Here is a 19367-nt window from a genome sequence, read left to right as displayed (position 1 = left end):
GATGTCCGTGCACAGCCATTCGGCAGGTCAGTACGACACTGCCCCCGCAGCGTTCGACCCGGCCGGCCCGATGGTGTCCGACCCGGGCCGCCCGCCGGAGTTCCCGAGGCACGTGGTCACCGCCGTGCTCGTCTCGCACGACGGTGCCCGCTGGCTGCCCGACGCCCTTTCCGGGCTGCTCGGCCAGGAGCGCCCCGTACAGAACGCCGTGGCGGCCGACACCGGCAGCGCGGACGCCTCCGCCCAGCTGGTCACCGACGCCCTCGGCGCCGACCGGGTGCTCCACCTCGCCCGGCGCACGGGCTTCGGCCAGGCCGTCGAGGAGGCCGTCCGCATCGCGGGCGTGCTGACCCCGGACGAGCTTCCGTACCTGAAGCGCCCCAGCGGCTGGGACCCGGTCACCCGCACCTGGCGCGACGACACGTACGACCTGCCGGAGCTGCCGCACGGCGAGCCCCAGCAGTGGCTGTGGCTGCTGCACGACGACTGCGCCCCGGAGCCCGACGCCCTGGCCCAGCTGCTGCGCGTCGTGGAGAACGAACGGGAGCTCGGCAAGGACGTCGCCGTCATCGGCCCCAAGCTCCGCGGCTGGTACGACCGCAGACAGCTCCTCGAAGTCGGCGTGACCATCGCCCACAGCGGCCGCCGCTGGACCGGCCTCGACCGGCGCGAGCAGGACCAGGGCCAGCACGACCACGTGATTCCCGTGCTGGCCGTCTCCACCGCCGGCATGCTGATCCGCCGCGACGTCTACGAGGAGCTCGGCGGCTTCGACCGCAGGCTGCCCCTGATGCGCGACGACATCGACCTCTGCTGGCGCGCCCAGTCCGCGGGCCACCGCGTCCTGGTCGCCCCCGAAGCGGTCGTACGGCACGCCGAGGCGTCCTCCCGCGAGCGCCGCACCGTCGACTGCGTGGGCCGCACCTCCGCCTCCCCGCACAAGGTCGACAAGGCGGGCGCCACCTACACCCTCCTCGTCAACGCCCGCAGCGCGGTCCTGCCCTGGATCCTCGTGCGGCTCGTGCTCGGCACCCTGCTGCGCACGGTCGCGTACCTCGTCGGCAAGGCCCCCGGGCAGGCGGTCGACGAGATCCGCGGCCTGCTGGGCACCCTGCTGCGCCCCGAGCGCATCATCGCGGGCCGGCGCAGGCGCGGCAGCCCGCAGGTCGACAAGGACGAACTGCGCGCACTGTTCCCACCCCCCGGCGCCACCGTCCGGGCCACCGTCGAACAGGCCGCGGGCAGCCTCGTGGGCCGCTCCGACCCCGAGCTGAACGCGGCGGGACGCCACGGCAGCGCGGTCGAGTCCGGACCGGGCGGCGACGACGCCGACTTCCTGCAGATCGAGCAGTTCGCCCGCCTCAAGCGCGTCGCCCGCAAGCCCGGGCCGATGGTCTTCGTGGTGCTCCTCTTCTTCACCCTCATCGCCTGCCGTGAACTCCTCGGCGGCGGTGCGCTCGCGGGCGGCGCGCTGCTGCCCGCCCCCGCGGACTCCTCCGAACTGTGGTCGCGCTACCTGGACGGCTGGCACCCCGTCGGCGCCGGGGGCACGCAGTCGGCGCCGCCCTACCTCGCGCTCGTCGCCATGCTCGCCAGCGTGCTGTTCGGCTCCGCGGGCCTCGCGGTCACCGTCCTGCTGATCGGCTCGGTACCGCTGGCCGGCTTCGCCGCCTACTTCGTCTCCCGGCCGCTCGTCGAGTCGCGCCTGCTGCGCGCCTGGGCGTCCGTCGCGTACGCCTTCCTGCCCGCCGCCACCGGCGCGCTCGCGGGCGGCCGTCTCGGCACCGCCGTGCTCGCCGTCCTGCTGCCCCTCATCGCGCGCGCGGGCATCGCGGCGAGCGGCCTCGCCTCGGAGTCCGGCCGCGGTGGCTGGCGTGCCACCTGGGCGTACGCGCTCCTGCTGACCCTCGCCACCGCGTTCACTCCGATCGTGTGGCCCATCGCGCTGGTGCTCGGCGTCGCCCTTGCGGTCGTGCGCCGCGGTGACATCGCCGCCTACGGGCTGCGCTTCCTGCTCCAGCTCGGCACCCCGCTGCTGGTCCTCGCCCCCTGGTCGCTCACCCTGCTCCCGTTCGGCTTCTTCCAGGAGGCCGGCATGGAGTACGAGTCGGGAGCGGCCTCCGCACTCGACCTTCTCGGCGCGAGCCCCGGCGGACCCGGCACGGTCAGCGGGCTGATGCTCACCGGCATCGTGTGCGCCGCCGTGGCCGCCCTGATGCGCGCCGAACGGCAACTGGGCATCTGGGCCGCCTGGACGGCCGCCCTGGTGGCGCTCGTCTTCGCCGCCCTCTCGAACGGCTCCACCTGGGCGGGACCCGCCACCCTCGTCTACGGCCTCGCGTTCCTCGCAGCCGCCGCGCTCGGCGCCGACGGGGCACGCTCACGCGTGGCAGAGCAGAGCTTCGGCTGGCGTCAGCCGGTCGCCGTCCTCATCGCCTTCGCCTCGGCCGCCGGGCCCCTGCTCATCGCCGCAGGCTGGATGATCCGCGGTGCGGACGGCCCCCTGGAGCGACGTGATCCCGTCCAGGTGCCCGCGTTCGTCGCCGAGGAGAGCGGCACCCGCGACCAGGCCCGCACGCTCGTCCTCGGCAGCGACACGGCGTCCAAGGTCGGCTACACCCTCGTCCGCGGCTCCGGCGCCCGCCTCGGCGACGCCGAACTGGCCGCGGCGGGCGGCGAGAACAGGACGCTCGACAAGGTCGTCGCCAACCTCGTGGCGGGCTCCGGCGCCGACCAGGCCGACCAGCTCGGCGGCTTCGCCGTGCGGTACGTCCTGGTGCGCGACGGCGCGCCCCGCGAGGTCGGTCGCGTCCTGGACGCCACACCGGGCCTGAGCCGGCTCAGCCAGCAGGACGGCAGCGCCCTGTGGCGCGTCGACCGGCAGGTCGCGCGCGCGGCCATCGTTCCCGCTTCCGGCGACCCGCAGCCCATCGCCGCCGGCCCCGTCGAACTGCACACCAAGATCTCCGCCGGTGCCGAGGGCCGCGTCCTGCGCCTCGCGGACACCGCCGACGAGGGCTGGACGGCCACCCTCGACGGGAAGCCGCTCACCAGGACCACGGTCGACGGCTGGGCCCAGGGCTTCGAACTGCCCGCCACCGGAGGCCGCCTCGACGTCACCTTCGAGGCGCCGTTCGGGCACACCGGCTGGCTGTGGGCCCAGGGCGCGCTCGCCGTCGTCCTCGTGGTGCTCGCGCTGCCGGGACGCCGTCGCGATGTCGACGACGACCTCCCCGAGGAGGCCGTCGTACCCGTCGAGTCCGCGTCGGGCGAGGGCCGCAGGGCCCGCCGCCTGCGCGCCCAGGCGGAGGCCGAACAGAGCGAAGAGGCCGCACAGGCCGGGCCGTCGGAGCGGTCCGACTCCTTCCCGCCCGACGCCCCGCCCGCTCCGGGAGAAGCCCCCGCGGTCGCCCCGATCCCGCAGCAGCAGTCCTACGACGAGTGGGACGCGTCGACGTACGGCGCCGAGTACGGCACCTCCGAGCAGCAGCAGTACCAGGGCGCCCCGCAGTACCCCGCGGGCACGTACGAGCAGCAGCAGTACCAGGCGGACCCGTACCAGGCGGACCAATACGACCCGTACGCGGCGTACGGCACGGGGAACGCGGGGTACGACCCGTCGCAGACTTACGGACAGGGTTACGACCCCTCGTACGACCCGACACAGCAGCAACAGCAGCAACAGCAGCAACAGCAACAGCAGCAACCACCGCACGGCACCGACAACGAGCGCCCCGACGGGAGCCAGCAGTGAACCGCACCACCGTGTCCCTGATCGCCGGCGTGGCCGCGCTCGCCGCCGTCACCGGCTTCGCCTCGATGTCCGAGCCGCAGGCCGCCGGGGAGGACACGGCCAAGGCGGCCGCCCAGCTGCCCGTGGAGCGCACCAGCCTCCTCTGTCCGGCTCCCAGCACCTCGGACCTCGCCGAGACCGCGTACACGTCCTTCACACCCGTCACCAAGGGCACCGGTACGAGCGGCAAGGCCGAGTTGGTGGCCGCGGGTGCGCAGTCGGCCGACGGGTCCGCGGCCGACGACGGGGACGAGAAGCAGGACAGCGAGCAGGACAGCGAGCAGGACGACAAGAAGGACGGCGAGAAGGAGAAGCCGGTCCTGACGCCGAAGGAGCCCGGGAAGCCGGTCACGGCCAAGGCGTCAGGCGCCGAGTCGCCCGCGCTGGTCGGCACGGCCGAGGGCAGGTTCGCACCCGGCTGGGCCGTCCAGCAGACCACCGAGGTCGAGGCGGGCACCGGCCGCGGCCTGCTCGGTACCAGCTGCTCGGCACCGGACACCGACTTCTGGTTCCCGGGCGCCAGCACCGCCAAGGAGCGCACGGACTACGCGCACCTGACCAACCCCGACGACTCCGCAGCCGTCGCCGACATCGAGCTGTACGGCAAGGACGGCGTCCTGAAGTCGACGGTCGGAGAGGGCATCAAGATCCCGCCGCACTCCAGTGAGTCGGTGCTCCTGTCGACCCTCATCGACGAGCCGGAGACCAACCTCACCGTGCACGTCACGGTCCGCAGCGGCCGGGTGGCCGCCGCCGTCCAGGCTCTGGACGACGCGCTCGGCGGCGACTGGCTCGCCCCCTCGGCCGCTCCGGCGGGCAGCCTCGTCCTGCCGGGCATCCCGAAGGACGCCACCTCCGTACGGCTGGTGGCGTTCGCGCCCGGTGAGGCCGACGCCGACCTGAAGGTGCGGCTCGCCTCGCCGACCGGCACGATCACTCCCGCCGGGCACGAGACGCTGCACGTGAAGGCCGGTATGACGGCCGCCGTCGACCTCGGCGACGTCACACGCGGCGAGGCCGGTTCCCTGGTGCTGACGCCGACCGGGAAGTCCACCCCTGTCGTCGCGGCCCTGAGGGTCGTACGCGGCAAGGGCGCCGACCAGGAAACGGCGTTCATCCCGGCCACGGGCCCGGTGGGCGCGCGTGCGACGGCCGCCGACAACCGTTCCAAGGGCTCCACACTCTCCCTGGTCGCCCCCGGCCGCGGCGCGAAGGTCAAGGTCACGGCCTCCGCGGGCAGCGACGGCGGCACGGCCGCCTCGAAGACGTACACGGTCAAGGCCGGCACCACGCAGAACGTCGAGCTTCCCGTGCCCGCCGGCCTCAAGGGCACGTACGCGCTCACCGTGGAGCCGCTGTCCGGCGGGCCCGTCCACGCGTCGCGCATGCTCGAAGCGGCCGAGGGGGGCGTGCCCATGTTCACCGTGCAGACCCTCCCGGACGACCGGGGGACGGTGAAGGTACCGGTCGCCGAGCAGGACCTCTCGGTCCTGCAGAAGTAGGGCGGTACCAGCACTCAGGGCACTCAGTGCACTCAGGGAGGAGCCCCGGCCCGTCCAGGGCTCGGTCCTCCGGTGCTCGGTCCGTCCAGGCTTCGGTCCGTCCGGGCTTCAGTCCTCCCCGTACCGGGGATCGACGGTCTCCGGTGTCAGGCCCAGCACCTCGGCGACCTGTTCCACCACGACCTCGTGCACCAGTGCGGCCCGCTCGTCGCGGCTCTTCGTACGGATCTCGACGGGGCGCCGGTAGACGATGACCCGGGCGGGACGGCCCTCGTGCGCCGGAGTGGTGCCGCCCAGGGGCACGGCCTCCTCGCCCCAGCCCTCGTCACCTGCCGGATCGAACCGGGGGACCTCCAGCACCATGAACTCGATGTCGGAGAGCTGTGGCCACCGCCGCTCCAGCCGCTCCACGGAGTCCTGCACCAGATCCGCGAACACCTCGGAGCGACTGGCCGAGAGGGGCACCTGCGGTGGTGCCACGGGCCCACGCATCCCGCGTCCGTGTCGATCACGACGACGGGGCCCGGGTTCGGCGGGACGGGGCGGTACGGGGTTGTCCATCACTGACGAAGAGTAGTCCCCGCGCCCCGCCGCCGCCCGCACACGGCACGCGTCCCGCCTGCGGCTACGGACCACCGTTGCGTACGAGTTCGGGGGCCCCGCATCAGACATGTCGCGGGATGGGCGTCGGAGCCAAGCTCGGGCTGGTTTCCGCTTCCTCCAGGACCGTATCCTCCAAGGCCGGGCGCATAGCGGTATTTGACAGCCTTTGCACTGGATCGCGACCACTCCCGGGCTCGTCCGTCACCTCGTCAACACCCGTACCAGCAGGCCGAACACGCCCGCCGGAATCCCCTTGTGCCGGGCGTCACCGCACGACACGGTGGAGTGACCCGGGGGAGTGTCGTCGCGGCCCGCTCAAGAGTGCGGTACCGTCCAACCTCGTGAGCCCTGTACGTCGCTGTTCGCGCACCGCTTGCGGCCGTCCCGCCGTAGCGACGCTGACGTACGTCTACGCCGACTCGACCGCGGTCCTCGGCCCGCTCGCCACCTACGCCGAACCCCACTGCTACGACCTGTGCGCCGAGCACTCCGAGCGCCTCACCGCGCCGCGCGGCTGGGAGGTCGTCCGGCTCGCCGACGGCTCCGCTCCCTCCCGCCCCAGCGGTGACGACCTGGAAGCGCTCGCCAACGCGGTCCGCGAGGCGGCCCGCCCGCAGGAGCGGCCCACCCGCGCGGGTGGCGGCAACGCCCGTGGCGCCGACCCGATGGAGGTCGCCCGCCGCGGCCATCTGCGGGTCCTGCGCTCACCGGACTCCTGAACCCTTCCTCCTTGCAGGGGACTTCACCCCGCGTGTCCCCTGCGTCCTTTGTGTCCCCTGCATCCCGTGTGTCTCGTGTGTCCCGTGTGTATTCGGTACACGTTTCGCTCAGTGGTGCATGACCATTGACGCGCGCTTGTCGCGGACACGACGATTTTCCCCGGCCCATGAGAAATTGATTTCCGCATAGCGGAATCGGGGGAGGCTCCGTGTACGTCCAGGAACTTGAGCCCTTGGCCGACTCGCTCGGCCTGTCCGCGCTCGTCGCGACCCTGCCCCTCGTCCTCGTCCTCGTCCTGCTCGGCGGGGTCCGCATGAAGGCGCACCTGGCCGGCCTCATCGGTCTGGCGGCGGCGGCCCTGGTCGCCACACTCGCGTACGGCATGCCGGTGGGCCAGACCCTCTCCAGCGCCGCCCAGGGAGCGGTGTTCGGCCTCTTCCCCATCCTGTGGATCGTCGTCAACGCCCTCTGGGTCTACCGGATGACCGTCCGCACCCGGCACTTCGACATCCTGCGCCGCTCCTTCGGGCGGCTCTCCGACGACCCGCGCATCCAGGCGCTCGTCGTCGCGTTCTGCTTCGGCGCGCTCCTGGAGGCCCTCGCGGGCTTCGGCGCGCCCGTCGCGATCTGCTCGGTGATGCTCGTCGCGCTCGGCTTCGACCCCGTCCGCGCGGCGGTGGTCGCGCTCGTCGCCAACACGGCGCCGGTCGCCTTCGGGGCGATGGGCACACCGGTCGTGACGCTCGCCCAGGTGACCGACCTGCCGCTGGACACCGTCGCCTCCGTGGTGGGCCGTCAGACCCCGTTGCTCGCCCTGGTGGTGCCCCTCGTGCTCGTCTTCCTGGTGGACGGCCGGCGCGGCCTGCGCGAGACCTGGGTACCCGCGATGGCGTGCGGAGTCGCCTTCGCCATCGCCCAGTTCGCCGCCTCCAACTACGTCTCCGCGCAACTCGCTGACATCGGGGCCGCCCTGGCCGGCGCGGCCGCGCTGATGGCGGTACCGCACGCGCGCAGGCCCGCCGCCGAACCCGTACGGGCCGCGGTCCTGACGGGCACCCGCAGCGAGGACCTGGACGAGGAGGACCCGCGCCCCGAAGTACTGCGCGCGTACTCCCCGTACGCACTGATCGTGGTGATCTTCTCCATCGCCCAGATCCCGCCCGTCAAGGACCAGTTGGCGAAGGCGACCCGGGTCTTCGACTGGCCCTTCCTGAACGTCGTGAACCCGGACGGCGACCCGGTCGGCGGCAATGTCTTCACCTGGCCGATCGTGTCCACCGGCGGCACGCTGGTGCTGCTCGCCGGCGTGTGCACGGCAGTCGTTCTCGGGGTGCACGCGCGCGTGGCGCTCAAGGAATGGGCGGCCACCGTCCACGAGTTGAGGTTCGCGATCCTCACCGTCACCTCCGTCCTCGCGCTCGCCTACGTCATGAACCTGTCCGGGCAGGCGGCCACGATCGGCCACTTCGTGGCGGCGGCCGGCGCGGGACTCGCCTTCCTGTCACCCGTACTCGGCTGGTTCGGAGTGGCCGTCTCCGGCTCTGACACCTCGGCCAACGCGCTCTTCGGCGCCCTCCAGGTGACCGCGGCGAGGGAGTCCGGCCTGTCCCCGGAACTCCTCGCCGCGGCCAACAGCTCGGGCGGTGTCCTGGGCAAGATGATCTCGCCCCAGAACCTCACCATCGCCTGCGCGGCGGTCGGCCTCGCGGGCCGCGAGGGCGACCTGCTGCGCAAGGTGCTCCCGTGGAGCCTCGGACTCCTGCTGATCATGTGCCTGATCGTCGTCGGACAGAGCTCACCCGTCCTGGGATGGATGCTTCCGTAAGCCCGCGCGATGTCCGTATGTGCCCGCGTAGGTCCCGCACGGCCGAGTGTCGGTCCGTACGGGTACTTTGGGGTCCCCGTCACCGTTGAGGACTCCAGAAGGGTTGGCCGTGACCGCTGATCTGTCGCAGCTCGTTAAGGCGTACGACGTACGCGGGGTGGTCCCGGACCAGTGGGACGAGACCCTGGCCGAGTTGTTCGGTGCGGCCTTCGTGCAGGTGACGGGAGCGGACGCGATCGTGACCGGTCACGACATGCGCCCTTCGTCACCGGGTCTGTCCCGGGCCTTCGCACGCGGGGCGGCGGCGCGCGGCGTCGACGTCACCGAGATCGGGCTCTGTTCCACGGACCAGCTGTACTACGCGTCGGGGGCGTTCGACCTCGCGGGCGCGATGTTCACGGCCTCGCACAACCCGGCCCGGTACAACGGCATCAAGCTGTGCCGGGCGGGCGCGGCCCCCGTCGGCCAGGACACCGGCCTCACCGAGATCCGGGAACTGGTCGAGTCGTGGCTCGACGCGGGAGCCCCGACCGCGCAAGCCCCGACATCACAAGCTCCGACCCCACAAGCTCCGACCCCACAAGCTCCGGCCTCGGATGCGACGCAAGGCACGATCACGCGGCGCGACACGTTGGAGGACTACGCGGCGCACCTGCGCGGCCTCGTCGACCTGACCTCGATCCGCCCCCTGAAGGTCGTGGTGGACGCGGGCAACGGCATGGGCGGACACACGGTCCCGACGGTCTTCGCAGGCCTCCCCCTGACCCTCGTCCCGATGTACTTCGAGCTGGACGGCACGTTCCCGAACCACGAGGCGAACCCGCTGGACCCGGCGAACATCGTCGACCTCCGGAAGCGCGTCCGCGAGGAGGCGGCCGACCTCGGCATCGCCTTCGACGGCGACGCCGACCGCTGCTTCGTCGTCGACGAGCGCGGCGAGCCGGTCTCCCCGTCCGCGATCACGGCCCTGGTCGCCGCCCGGGAGCTGGCCAGGCACGGCGGCAAGGGCACGGTCATACACAACCTGATCACCTCCTGGTCGGTCCCGGAGGTCGTCCGCGAGAACGGCGGCACACCGGTACGCACCCGCGTGGGCCACTCCTTCATCAAGGCCGAGATGGCCGCCTCCGGGGCGATCTTCGGCGGTGAGCACTCCGCGCACTACTACTTCAAGGACTTCTGGAACGCGGACACCGGAATGCTCGCCGCCCTCCACGTCCTGGCGGCCCTCGGCGGCCAGGAGGGCACCCTCTCCGCCCTCGTCGCCCAGTACGACCGCTACGCGGGCTCGGGCGAGATCAACTCCACGGTCGACGACCAGACGGCCCGCCTCACCGCGATCCGGACGGCGTACGAGGGCCGGGAGGACGTCACCCTCGACGAACTCGACGGCCTCACCGTCACCGCCGCGGACTGGTGGTTCAACGTCCGCCCCTCCAACACGGAACCGCTCCTGCGCCTGAACGCGGAGGCCCGGGACGAGCCGACGGTGGCGAAGGTGCGCGACGAGGTACTGGCGCTCATCAGGGGTTGACCGATCCCCGTCACGTACTCGGGGGCGCCGCCCCCGACCCCCGGTCCTCAACGCGATTCTTTCAGCCCGTCCGGCGTTTGAGGACGAGCGCGCAGCGCGACAGGGGGGCGAGGGGGCGAAGCCCCCATGCGTGACGGGAACGGGTAGGGGCGGCGGGGGCGAAGACCCCCCACGCTCACCCCCACGCAGCGGTACCCTGACCAGGCCACATCACACACACCCCCACCCCGGCCCCACCCCGGAACCCGCCCCCGAAGGGACCTGACATGCCACTAGAAGCCGGCCTCCTGGAAATCCTCGCCTGCCCGGCCTGCCACGCCCCCCTCAAGGAGGCCTCCTCCGAAGAGCAGGAGGCCGAGTTGATCTGCACGGGCAAGGACTGCGGCCTGGCCTACCCCGTCCGCGACGGCATCCCGGTCCTCCTGGTCGACGAGGCCCGCCGCCCCGCGTAGAGCCCCGCCGGCCACAGAGAAGCAACCCCGCAGAAGCGACCCCGCCAGGCGTCCGGAGGCTGCCCACCATGTTCGACGAATCACTCCTCGACGACCCGGAGGCGCTGGCTCGCGCGGACCGGCGGGACCTGCTCCGCGGCGCCGCCGAGGCGGGCGCCCGCGTACGCACCGCCGTCCGGCACGCCACCGAGGCCGGAATCGCCGAGCTGAAGCCCGACGGCCGCCCGCGCGCCATCCTGACCGCGGGCCCCGGCCTCGCCGCCACCTGCGTCGCCGACCTGCTCGGCTCGCTCGCCGGCGCCGCCTGCCCCGTCACCCGGCTCACCCCTCGCGGAGTGGCCCCGGCCGCGGGCGCCCTGCTCTGGGAACTCCCGGGCTGGGCGGGCCCCGTGGACCTGCTGCTGATCGCCACCCCCGACGGCAGCGAACCCGGCCTCTCGCTCCTCGTCGAGCAGGCCTACCGGCGCGGCCTGACCGTCGTCGCCGTCTGCCCGCCCCGCGCCCCGCTCACGGACGCGGTCGCCGGCGCCCACGGCCTCTCCGTGCCGATGGCGACCGCCCCCTACGAGCCGCAGGCCCCGACCGCCGCCTCGGCCCCGGGCTCCCTCTGGGCACTGCTCACCCCGCTGCTCGCCCTGCTCGACCGCACCGGCCTCCTGTCCGCACCGCCCGAGACCCTGCAGAAGGTCGCCGACCGTCTCGACCAGGTGGCCGAGCGCTGCGGACCGGCCATCGCGACGTACAGCAACCCCGCCAAGACGCTCGCGTCCGAACTCGCCGAGGCACTCCCGGTGATCTGGACCGAGGGCGATTCCGCGGGCCCCGCGGGCCGCCGCTTCGTCGCGGCCCTGGCCGAACTCGCGGGGCGCCCCGCCCTCACCGCCGAACTGCCCGAGGCACTGGCCGCGCACAGCGTCCTCCTCGCGGGCACACTGGCGGCGGGCGCGGACCCCGACGACTTCTTCCGCGACCGCGTCGAGGAGGCCCAGGTCGTCCACGCGCGCGTGGTCCTGCTGCGCGACCGCCCGGCCGGCGGGCGCACCGCGGCCCCGGCCGCCCGCGAGCTGGCCCTCAGCCACGACACGGCGATCAGCGAACTCGAACCGGAGGAGGGCGGCGACCTGGAAACACTCGCCGAACTGATCGCCGTCACGGATTTCGCCGCCGTTTACCTGGCACTCGCCTCGACGGCCTGACCTTGAGCCACGCCTCCTGACCGGAGCACGCGTACCAGCGCACGTACGGAGAAGAAGACAGAGCATGGACCGCCTCGACAACACCGTCCGCCCCTACGCCTGGGGCTCCACCACGGCCATCCCGCGGCTCCTCGGCACCGAGCCGACCGGCGAACCGCAGGCGGAGATGTGGATGGGCGCCCACCCGGGCGCGCCCTCACGCACCCCCCGCGGCCCCCTCACCGAGGTGATCGCCGCGGCCCCCGAGCGTGAACTGGGCACCGAGGCGGTCGCCGCATTCGGCCCGCGCCTCCCCTTCCTGCTCAAAATCCTCGCCGCGGGCGCCCCCCTCTCCCTCCAGGTGCACCCCGACCTGACCCAGGCGAAGGAGGGGTACGAGGACGAGGAGCGCCGCGGCGTCCCGATCGACGCACCGCACCGCAACTACAAGGACGCCAACCACAAGCCCGAACTGATCTGCGCGCTCACGGAGTTCGACGGCCTGTGCGGCTTCCGCGCCCCGCTGGATGCCGCCGAGCTGCTCACGGCCCTGGAGGTCGACTCCCTCAAGCCGTACGTCGACCTGCTGCACGCGCGGCCCGAGGAGGCCGCGTTGCGCGAGGTGCTGACCGCAGTACTCACCGCTGACCCCGAGCTGATGGCCACCACGGTCACCGAGGCCGCCGCGGCCTGCGCCCGGCTCGGCGGCGCCCACGCCCCGTACGCCTCGATCGCCCACCACTACCCCGGCGACCCCGGTGTCATCGCCGCGATGCTGCTCAATCACGTACAACTGCAGCCCGGTGAGGCCCTGTTCCTCGGCGCCGGGGTGCCGCACGCGTATCTGAACGGCCTCGGCGTCGAGATCATGGCCAACTCCGACAACGTGCTGCGCTGCGGACTGACCCCCAAGCACGTCGACGTCCCCGAACTCCTGCGCATCGTCTGCTTCGAGGCGGGCGACCCGGGCGTACTGCGCCCCGAGGCCTCCCCGGACGGCGAGGAGGTCTACGAGACCCCCATCGACGAGTTCCGCCTCTCCCGGTACGTCCTCCCGGCGGGCGGACCCGACCGCGACCTCACCCGCCGCACCCCGCAGATCCTGCTGTGCACCGCCGGCTCCGTACAGACGGGCGACGTCACGCTCGTCGCGGGTGAATCCGTGTTCGTACCGGCGGACGAAAAGGTGGAAGTCTCCGGAAGCGGGACCATTTTTCGGGCCACGGTCGTCGTCTGAGGGAATCACCAGGCACCACTGTCGCGGCCCGGCGCTCCGGGGCCGGTCCGGGCTGCAACAATGGCCCACCGCAAAGGGCAGGCAAAATGCGGGACGGCAGCCTGACGGCGGCCGACCGGGGCAGCCGGGTGACAGACGAGTGCCAGTCGAGTGGCAGTCGAGTGGCAGACGAAGGGACATCGGGAACAGATGAGCGCGTCAGGCGGCACCAAGGCGATCGTGGCGGCACTCGCCGCCAACCTCGCCATCGCGGTAGCGAAATTCGTGGCGTTCCTCTTCAGCGGTTCGTCGTCGATGCTCGCCGAGTCCGTGCACTCGCTCGCCGACTCCGGCAACCAGGGACTGCTGCTCCTCGGCGGCAAGAAGGCCAAGCGCGAGGCGACCCCGCAACACCCCTTCGGCTACGGCCGCGAGCGCTACATCTACGCCTTCCTCGTCTCGATCGTCCTCTTCTCGGTCGGCGGCATGTTCGCGATCTACGAGGGCTACGAGAAGATCAAGCACCCGCACGAGATCGAGCACTGGTACTGGCCGGTGGGCGTCCTCGTCTTCGCGATCATCGCCGAGTCCTTCTCCTTCCGGACGGCCATCGTGGAGTCCAACCAGACGCGAGGCAAGCAGTCCTGGAAGGACTTCGTACGCCACGCCAAGGCACCCGAGCTGCCGGTCGTCCTCCTGGAGGACCTCGGCGCCCTGGTCGGTCTGGTCCTCGCGCTGGGCGGCGTCAGCATCGCCCTGGCCACCGGTGACGGCGTCTGGGACGGCATCGGCACCCTCTGCATCGGCATCCTGCTCATCGTCATCGCGATCGTCCTTGCCGTCGAGACCAAGTCGCTGCTCCTGGGCGAGGCCGCAGGCATCGAGGCGGTCCACAAGATCGAGGCCGCGATCGTCGACGGCGACACGGTGACCGGCATCATCCACATGCGTACGCTCCACCTCGGTCCCGAGGAGCTGCTGGTCGCCGCCAAGATCGCGGTCCAGCACGACGACACGGCCGCCGAGATCGCCTCGGCGATCAACGCCGCCGAGTCCCGCATCCGCGAGGCCGTCCCGATCGCCCGCGTCATCTACCTCGAACCCGACATCTACAACGAGTCCGAGGCCGAGAAGGGCGCCGACCCGGAGGCCTCGCCGGGCGGCCCGGCACCGACCGCCGAACACTGATCTCCGTACGACCCGACCCGTCGGATACGTGACCGGGGCCCGCCGAACTTTCCGGCGGGCCCCGGTCACGTATGACCAGAGGTACGACTACGGCTACGGCTACCGGATCTCGCGCGGCACGTCGAGAACAGCCGCCCCGTGGAGAGCCGCCATCAGGTCGCGCACGGGTGTCCCCGACTCGCCGGACGCTCGAAATCCGCTTGATCTGTTCGCAGGCGGACTGGGGCCCACTGCGCCGATCGGTGTAGATTCGGAACCGAGCCAGACGTCGCTGCTGATGGCGGTCGGGCGGCCCCACGGGCCGGCCGAGGGAGAGAGGGCCTCCGACGGACTGCGCTGCGCAAGGCACCGGGCATTCGTGTGCCCCGTGGGGCGCTCACCGTGCCCGCCGCCGCGCAGACCAGCCGAAACCGACCTCGCCCCAACCCGAGGAGCAGCTCGCATGACCACTGTCGCCAACCGACAGGACTTCAAGGTCGCCGACCTTTCCCTGGCCGACTTCGGTCGCAAGGAGATCACCCTCGCCGAGCACGAGATGCCCGGCCTGATGTCGATCCGCAAGGAGTACGCCGAGGCGCAGCCCCTCGCCGGCGCCCGCGTCACCGGCTCCCTGCACATGACCGTGCAGACCGCCGTACTCATCGAGACCCTGGTCGCCCTGGGCGCCGAGGTCCGCTGGGCCTCCTGCAACATCTTCTCCACCCAGGACCACGCGGCGGCCGCCATCGCGGTCGGCCCGAACGGCACGCCCGACAACCCTCAGGGCATCCCGGTCTTCGCCTGGAAGGGCGAGACCCTGGAGGAGTACTGGTGGTGCACGGAGCAGGCGCTGACCTGGCCGAACACCCCCACGGGCGGCCCGAACATGATCCTGGACGACGGCGGCGACGCCACCATGCTCGTCCACAACGGCGTCCAGTTCGAGAAGGACGGCAAGGTCCCGTCCGTCGACACCGCCGAGAACGAAGAGCACCGGGTCGTCCTGGAGCTCCTCAACCGGACGATCACCGGCGGCTCGCAGAAGTGGACCCAGCTCGCCTCGGAGATCCGCGGCGTGACCGAGGAGACCACGACCGGCGTCCACCGCCTGTACGAGATGCACCGCGGGGGCACCCTCCTGTTCCCGGCGATCAACGTGAACGACGCCGTCACCAAGTCGAAGTTCGACAACAAGTACGGCTGCCGCCACTCCCTGATCGACGGCATCAACCGCGCCACCGACGTCCTCATCGGCGGCAAGACCGCCGTCGTCCTCGGCTACGGCGACGTGGGCAAGGGCTGCGCGGAGTCCCTGCGCGGTCAGGGCGCCCGCGTGATCGTCACCGAGATCGACCCGATCTGCGCACTGCAGGCGGCGATGGACGGCTACCAGGTCACGACCCTCGACGAGGTCGTCGACAAGGCCGACATCTTCGTCACCACGACCGGCAACAAGGACATCATCATGGCCGCGGACATGGCCAAGATGAAGCACCAGGCGATCGTGGGCAACATCGGCCACTTCGACAACGAGATCGACATGCTCGGCCTCGCGCAGATCCCCGGCATCGTCAAGGACGAGGTCAAGCCGCAGGTCCACACCTGGAAGTTCCCCGACGGCAAGGTGCTCATCGTCCTCTCCGAGGGCCGCCTGCTGAACCTGGGCAACGCGACCGGCCACCCGTCGTTCGTGATGTCCAACTCGTTCGCGGACCAGACGCTGGCCCAGATCGAGCTGTTCACCAAGCCCGAGGAGTACCCGATCGACGTCTACGTGCTGCCCAAGCACCTCGACGAGAAGGTCGCCCGCCTCCACCTGGACGCGCTCGGCGTGAAGCTCACGACGCTCCGCCCCGAGCAGGCCTCGTACATCGGCGTCGAGGTCGAAGGCCCGTACAAGTCGGACCACTACCGCTACTGAGCCCAGCGCTCACCAGACGGTTGTCAGCAGGCCCTCGCCCTCACCGGCGGGGGCCTGCCCCCTACGAGGACCCGAGCCACCATGCCCCGCGGCCGATATTCGCTCCATGACCCGCACGACCACACCCCCCTCGCCGAAGAACGGTTCCACTGCGCGCCCGGCCCCTCCGGCTGGCGCTACGTCTCCCAACTGACCACCCCTTCCGGCACGGGACCCGAGGGAACCGCACGGCAAGGCACCCCCGCCGGTTCCGTCGACCTCGCCCTCGACGACCGCGGCCGCCCCATCCGCCTGGAACTCCACGCGTCGGGCTGGCAGGTCCGCGCCGCCGCCCTCGACGGTGTCACCTGGGTCCGTACCGACCCCACGGGAGATCACGCCACCGAAGGCAATGTCCGCGCCCACGCCTTCACCGGCTCGTCCCCCGCCTTCCTCGTCGCCACCGCACGTCTGCTGCGCCTCACCCCCGATGCCTCCGCCACGCGTGTACGCCTCGTCGCCTTCACGGACCCGGTCCTCGCCCCGCGCACCCTCGACCAGTCCTGGGCCCTGATCACAAGAGAAGCACACGCCACTGACAACGGCCCCCTGGCCGTGGAGGAATACCAGGTCACAGCCCTGGACACCGGTGAACAGCACACCGTGCACCTGTCCGGCGACGTGGTGCTCTCCGCGCCCGGCATCGAACTCGAAGACCTCGAATCGCCGCCGTCGGTCTTCGCCTGACACCGGTGCCGCCTGACACCGGTGCCGAGCGAGCCCGGCGGTCAAACGGGCGGGGCGAACCCGGTGGCGGGGCGCTGCGTGTCGGCCTCCTGCGAAACCGGCGGAGGCGAGGCGTTCACGGGAGCCGCGGCAGGAGACGGGAGCGGGGGAGCGGCCGGGAGAGGTGGAGCGGCCGGGCGGACAGCGTCCTGGACAGGACCCCGCGCCGGACTCCCCACCGCGCCCTGCATCGGATAACCGACCGGCCCCTGGGGCTGACTCCCGCCATACCCCGGGCCATGCGGGGTGCCGTACGGCACCCCATGCACCGTGCCGTACGGCATGTTCGGCGCACCCCCGCCCGGTACACCGGCTGCCTGTCCGGCCGGGCCGCCGAGGAAGCCACCACCGGCAGGCCCACCCCCGGCAACGCCGCCACCGAACGCCCGCCGTGCCTCCCGAGCCTGCCGCTCCTGCATCACGGCCGCCAGGAACGCCGCCGGCGGAACACCGGGCGGTGCCGGAGTGCCGGTGCGCTCGGCCACGTCGTTCGCGAGCCGCTCCGCCATCGCCCACCCGACCTGCGGGTCCAGCTGCTGCATCCGCGTCAGGTACTGCCGGACGGCCAGCCACAGCCCGTCCGGAACCCCGGACAGATCAAGTCCGGAAAACCGCCCCGACAGCCATGGTGGCGGAGGAGGGACAAAGGACGTACGCCCGGTGGGAATCCGTTCCCGTACGACGAGGGTTCCGGCGAACACGTCACCGAGCCGCCGCCCCCGCGCCGACACGAGCGAAGCGATGCACGCCACGACCCCGAACGTCATCAGGATCTCGACCACACCGACCGCCCCACGCACCAGCGCGTGCCGGAACCGGATGGGCCCGCCGTCGTCCCGCACCACGCGCAGCCCGCACGCCATCTTCCCCAGAGAGCGCCCATGACTGAGCGTCTCCACGGCGATCGGCCCGCCCACCAGCAGAAGAAGGAACGCGGCGATCGCCACGGCCATCCGCGCCGCCTCGTCGAGCGCGGCCGTGGACACGGCCAGGGCGATCAGCACGACCACATAGGCGGTCACCACCACCACCAGGTCGAGCACCACGGCCAGTACCCGACTCGGCAGCTTCGCGGGGCGCAGCTCCAGCGCCACCGCCTCGCCCGTCACAAGCTCACTCACGCCCGCCGTCCTTCCCCGAACTGCCCTGAGAACAGCCAGTCTGTCAAGCTGAGGCACATCGCGCCGCAGTGCGACAAGCTGACCACACGACGAGCACAAGACGAGCAGCCGAGGAGCAGCCAACCCGATGGACCTCGATGTCTTCGTGTCCGCCCACCGGGCGGAGTGGGACCGGCTCGACGCACTCCTCGGACGCAGGCGCCGTCTCACCGGAGCGGAGGCCGACGAACTCGTCGCCCTCTATCAGCGCACGGCGACCCATCTCTCCCTGATCCAGTCCAGCGCACCGGACCCCCAGCTCACCGGCCGCCTCAGTCAACTGGTGGCCCGCGCGCGCAGTGCCGTGACAGGCACCCGCCGTGCCTCTTGGCGAGACGTCACCCGCTTCCTCATCCAGGGCTTCCCCGCGGCGGTCTACCGGTCACGCCACTGGTGGGTCCCGACCGCGCTCCTGTCCACCGCGCTGGCGGTCCTCCTGGGCTGGTGGATCGGCACCCACCCCGAGGTCCAGTCCTCGATCGCGGCCCCCGCCGAACTACGGGAGCTCACACGCCCCGGCGGCCAGTACGAGACGTACTACTCCAGCCACCCCGCGGCGTCCTTCGCCGCCCAGGTATGGACGAACAACGCCCAGGCGGCCGCCATGTGCCTGGTACTCGGCGCCTTCCTGTGCCTGCCGGTCGTCTGGATCCTCTTCCAGAACATGCTCAACGTGGGTGTCGGCATCGGCCTGATGTCCTCGGCCGGCCGTCTCGACACCTTCCTCGGCCTGATCCTCCCGCACGGCCTCCTGGAACTGACCGCCGTCTTCGTGGCGGCCGGCACCGGACTGCGCCTCGGCTGGACCGTCATCGACCCGGGCCCGCGCACTCGTCGTGCGGCCCTCGCCGAGGAGGGCCGTGCCGCCCTGGGGATGGCGATAGGCCTTGCCCTGGTCCTCTTCGTCTCCGGCGCCATCGAAGGCTTCGTCACCCCCTCCGGCCTCCCGACCTGGGCCCGCATCGGCATAGGCATAGCCGCCGAACTGCTCTTCCTCGCTTACGTCTACGTCCTGGGCGGCCGAGCCGTGCGGGCCGGCGAGACGGGCGACGTCGAGGAAGCCGAGCGCAGCGCCTCGGTACCGACCGCGGCCTGATGTGCAGGCACCCCGGTCAGGCTGCTAGTCTCCTCTTCGCCCCACAAAAACCGTTGACACGGGACGCGTGGGGAGGTAGATTCGAACAGTTGCCTAGAGCTGGACAAGCTCGGCGGTGGCAGTTAGCATCTGTCAGCTCCCTGAAATTCAATTTCGGTGGAGCACCCCCCGATAATTCAGAAATTGAGCGGCCGGTCAGGCCGGTCGGAAACTTCTGATAAAGTCGGAATCGCCGAAAGAGAGCCGCAAGGCAATCAAATAGGCAAAGGCCTCCCAACTGGCCGCTGGAAATGAATTCCGACCGGAAACGGAACGGAAAACGGATCTGGTAAGGTTGGAAACACGAAGGGAAGCGCCCGGAGGAAAGCCCGAGAGGGTGAGTACAAAGGAAGCGTCCGTTCCTTGAGAACTCAACAGCGTGCCAAAAATCAACGCCAG

The 19367-nt window shown here is 71.5% G+C and carries 15 protein-coding genes; 12 read left to right on the top strand and 3 right to left on the bottom strand.

Features of this window, described 5'->3' with window-relative positions; translation table 11 throughout:
* Position 1: 1 nt before the first annotated feature.
* Both ACIOKD_RS15895 and ACIOKD_RS15890 read left to right on the top strand, forming a co-directional pair.
* Positions 2–3754 (top strand): glycosyltransferase, encoded by a 3753-nt coding sequence (locus tag ACIOKD_RS15895; RefSeq protein ID WP_402083612.1) that lies wholly within the window; start codon positions 2–4, stop codon positions 3752–3754.
* Entirely contained in the window at positions 3751–5295 is a 1545-nt protein-coding gene (locus ACIOKD_RS15890) for a DUF5719 family protein (RefSeq protein ID WP_402083610.1), read from the top strand. Before ACIOKD_RS15895 ends, ACIOKD_RS15890 begins: the two co-directional genes overlap by 4 nt.
* A 108-nt stretch (positions 5296–5403) precedes the next feature.
* Here ACIOKD_RS15890 and ACIOKD_RS15885 read toward each other — a convergent pair whose 3' ends face one another.
* Positions 5404–5856, bottom strand: coding sequence for a metallopeptidase family protein (locus ACIOKD_RS15885; RefSeq protein WP_402084316.1), 453 nt, complete (start codon positions 5854–5856; stop codon positions 5404–5406).
* Positions 5857–6239: 383 nt separating this feature from the next.
* Here ACIOKD_RS15885 and ACIOKD_RS15880 point away from each other — a divergent pair, with 383 nt between their 5' ends.
* The 9 genes from ACIOKD_RS15880 to ACIOKD_RS15840 all read left to right on the top strand — a co-directional run bounded on the left by ACIOKD_RS15880 (position 6240) and on the right by ACIOKD_RS15840 (position 16634).
* Positions 6240–6617, top strand: coding sequence for a DUF3499 domain-containing protein (locus ACIOKD_RS15880; RefSeq protein ID WP_402083608.1), 378 nt, complete (start codon positions 6240–6242; stop codon positions 6615–6617).
* A gap of 209 nt (positions 6618–6826) precedes the next feature.
* Positions 6827–8443 carry an L-lactate permease gene (locus tag ACIOKD_RS15875; RefSeq protein ID WP_402083605.1) on the top strand — a complete coding sequence of 539 codons (1617 nt, stop codon included), beginning with the start codon at positions 6827–6829 and terminating at the stop codon, positions 8441–8443.
* A gap of 109 nt (positions 8444–8552) precedes the next feature.
* Positions 8553–9977 carry a phosphomannomutase/phosphoglucomutase gene (locus ACIOKD_RS15870; protein ID WP_402083603.1) on the top strand — a complete coding sequence of 475 codons (1425 nt, stop codon included), beginning with the start codon at positions 8553–8555 and terminating at the stop codon, positions 9975–9977.
* 266 nt (positions 9978–10243) lie between these two features.
* Entirely contained in the window at positions 10244–10429 is a 186-nt protein-coding gene (locus tag ACIOKD_RS15865; protein ID WP_107022483.1) for a Trm112 family protein, read from the top strand.
* A gap of 68 nt (positions 10430–10497) precedes the next feature.
* Positions 10498–11625, top strand: a complete 1128-nt coding sequence (locus ACIOKD_RS15860) for an SIS domain-containing protein (RefSeq protein WP_402083600.1) — start codon at positions 10498–10500, stop codon at positions 11623–11625.
* 64 nt (positions 11626–11689) lie between these two features.
* A complete protein-coding gene (manA, locus tag ACIOKD_RS15855) occupies positions 11690–12841 on the top strand; it encodes a mannose-6-phosphate isomerase, class I (protein ID WP_402083597.1) in 1152 nt (383 codons plus the stop codon).
* 189 nt (positions 12842–13030) lie between these two features.
* Entirely contained in the window at positions 13031–14008 is a 978-nt protein-coding gene (locus ACIOKD_RS15850; protein WP_402083594.1) for a cation diffusion facilitator family transporter, read from the top strand.
* A gap of 442 nt (positions 14009–14450) precedes the next feature.
* Positions 14451–15908 (top strand): adenosylhomocysteinase, encoded by a 1458-nt coding sequence (gene ahcY / locus ACIOKD_RS15845; RefSeq protein WP_402083591.1) that lies wholly within the window; start codon positions 14451–14453, stop codon positions 15906–15908.
* Between the two features lie 81 nt (positions 15909–15989).
* Positions 15990–16634, top strand: coding sequence for a hypothetical protein (locus ACIOKD_RS15840; RefSeq protein ID WP_402083589.1), 645 nt, complete (start codon positions 15990–15992; stop codon positions 16632–16634).
* Positions 16635–16675: 41 nt separating this feature from the next.
* On the opposite strand, the gene ACIOKD_RS15835 is transcribed toward ACIOKD_RS15840, so the two are convergent.
* Positions 16676–17794, bottom strand: a complete 1119-nt coding sequence (locus ACIOKD_RS15835) for an RDD family protein (RefSeq protein WP_402083587.1) — start codon at positions 17792–17794, stop codon at positions 16676–16678.
* Between the two features lie 127 nt (positions 17795–17921).
* Between ACIOKD_RS15835 and ACIOKD_RS15830 the strand changes: the two genes are divergently transcribed.
* A complete protein-coding gene (locus ACIOKD_RS15830) occupies positions 17922–18929 on the top strand; it encodes a stage II sporulation protein M (RefSeq protein ID WP_402083584.1) in 1008 nt (335 codons plus the stop codon).
* A 195-nt stretch (positions 18930–19124) separates the two neighbouring features.
* Here the strand turns inward: ACIOKD_RS15830 and ACIOKD_RS15825 are convergent.
* A partial coding sequence (locus tag ACIOKD_RS15825; protein ID WP_402083581.1) for a hypothetical protein occupies positions 19125–19367 on the bottom strand: 243 nt, incomplete at its 5' end.

This window comes from Streptomyces sp. NPDC087844 (assembly GCF_044742785.1).
GTDB lineage: Bacteria > Actinomycetota > Actinomycetes > Streptomycetales > Streptomycetaceae > Streptomyces.
This window is presented reverse-complemented; position numbering and strand designations above follow the sequence as displayed.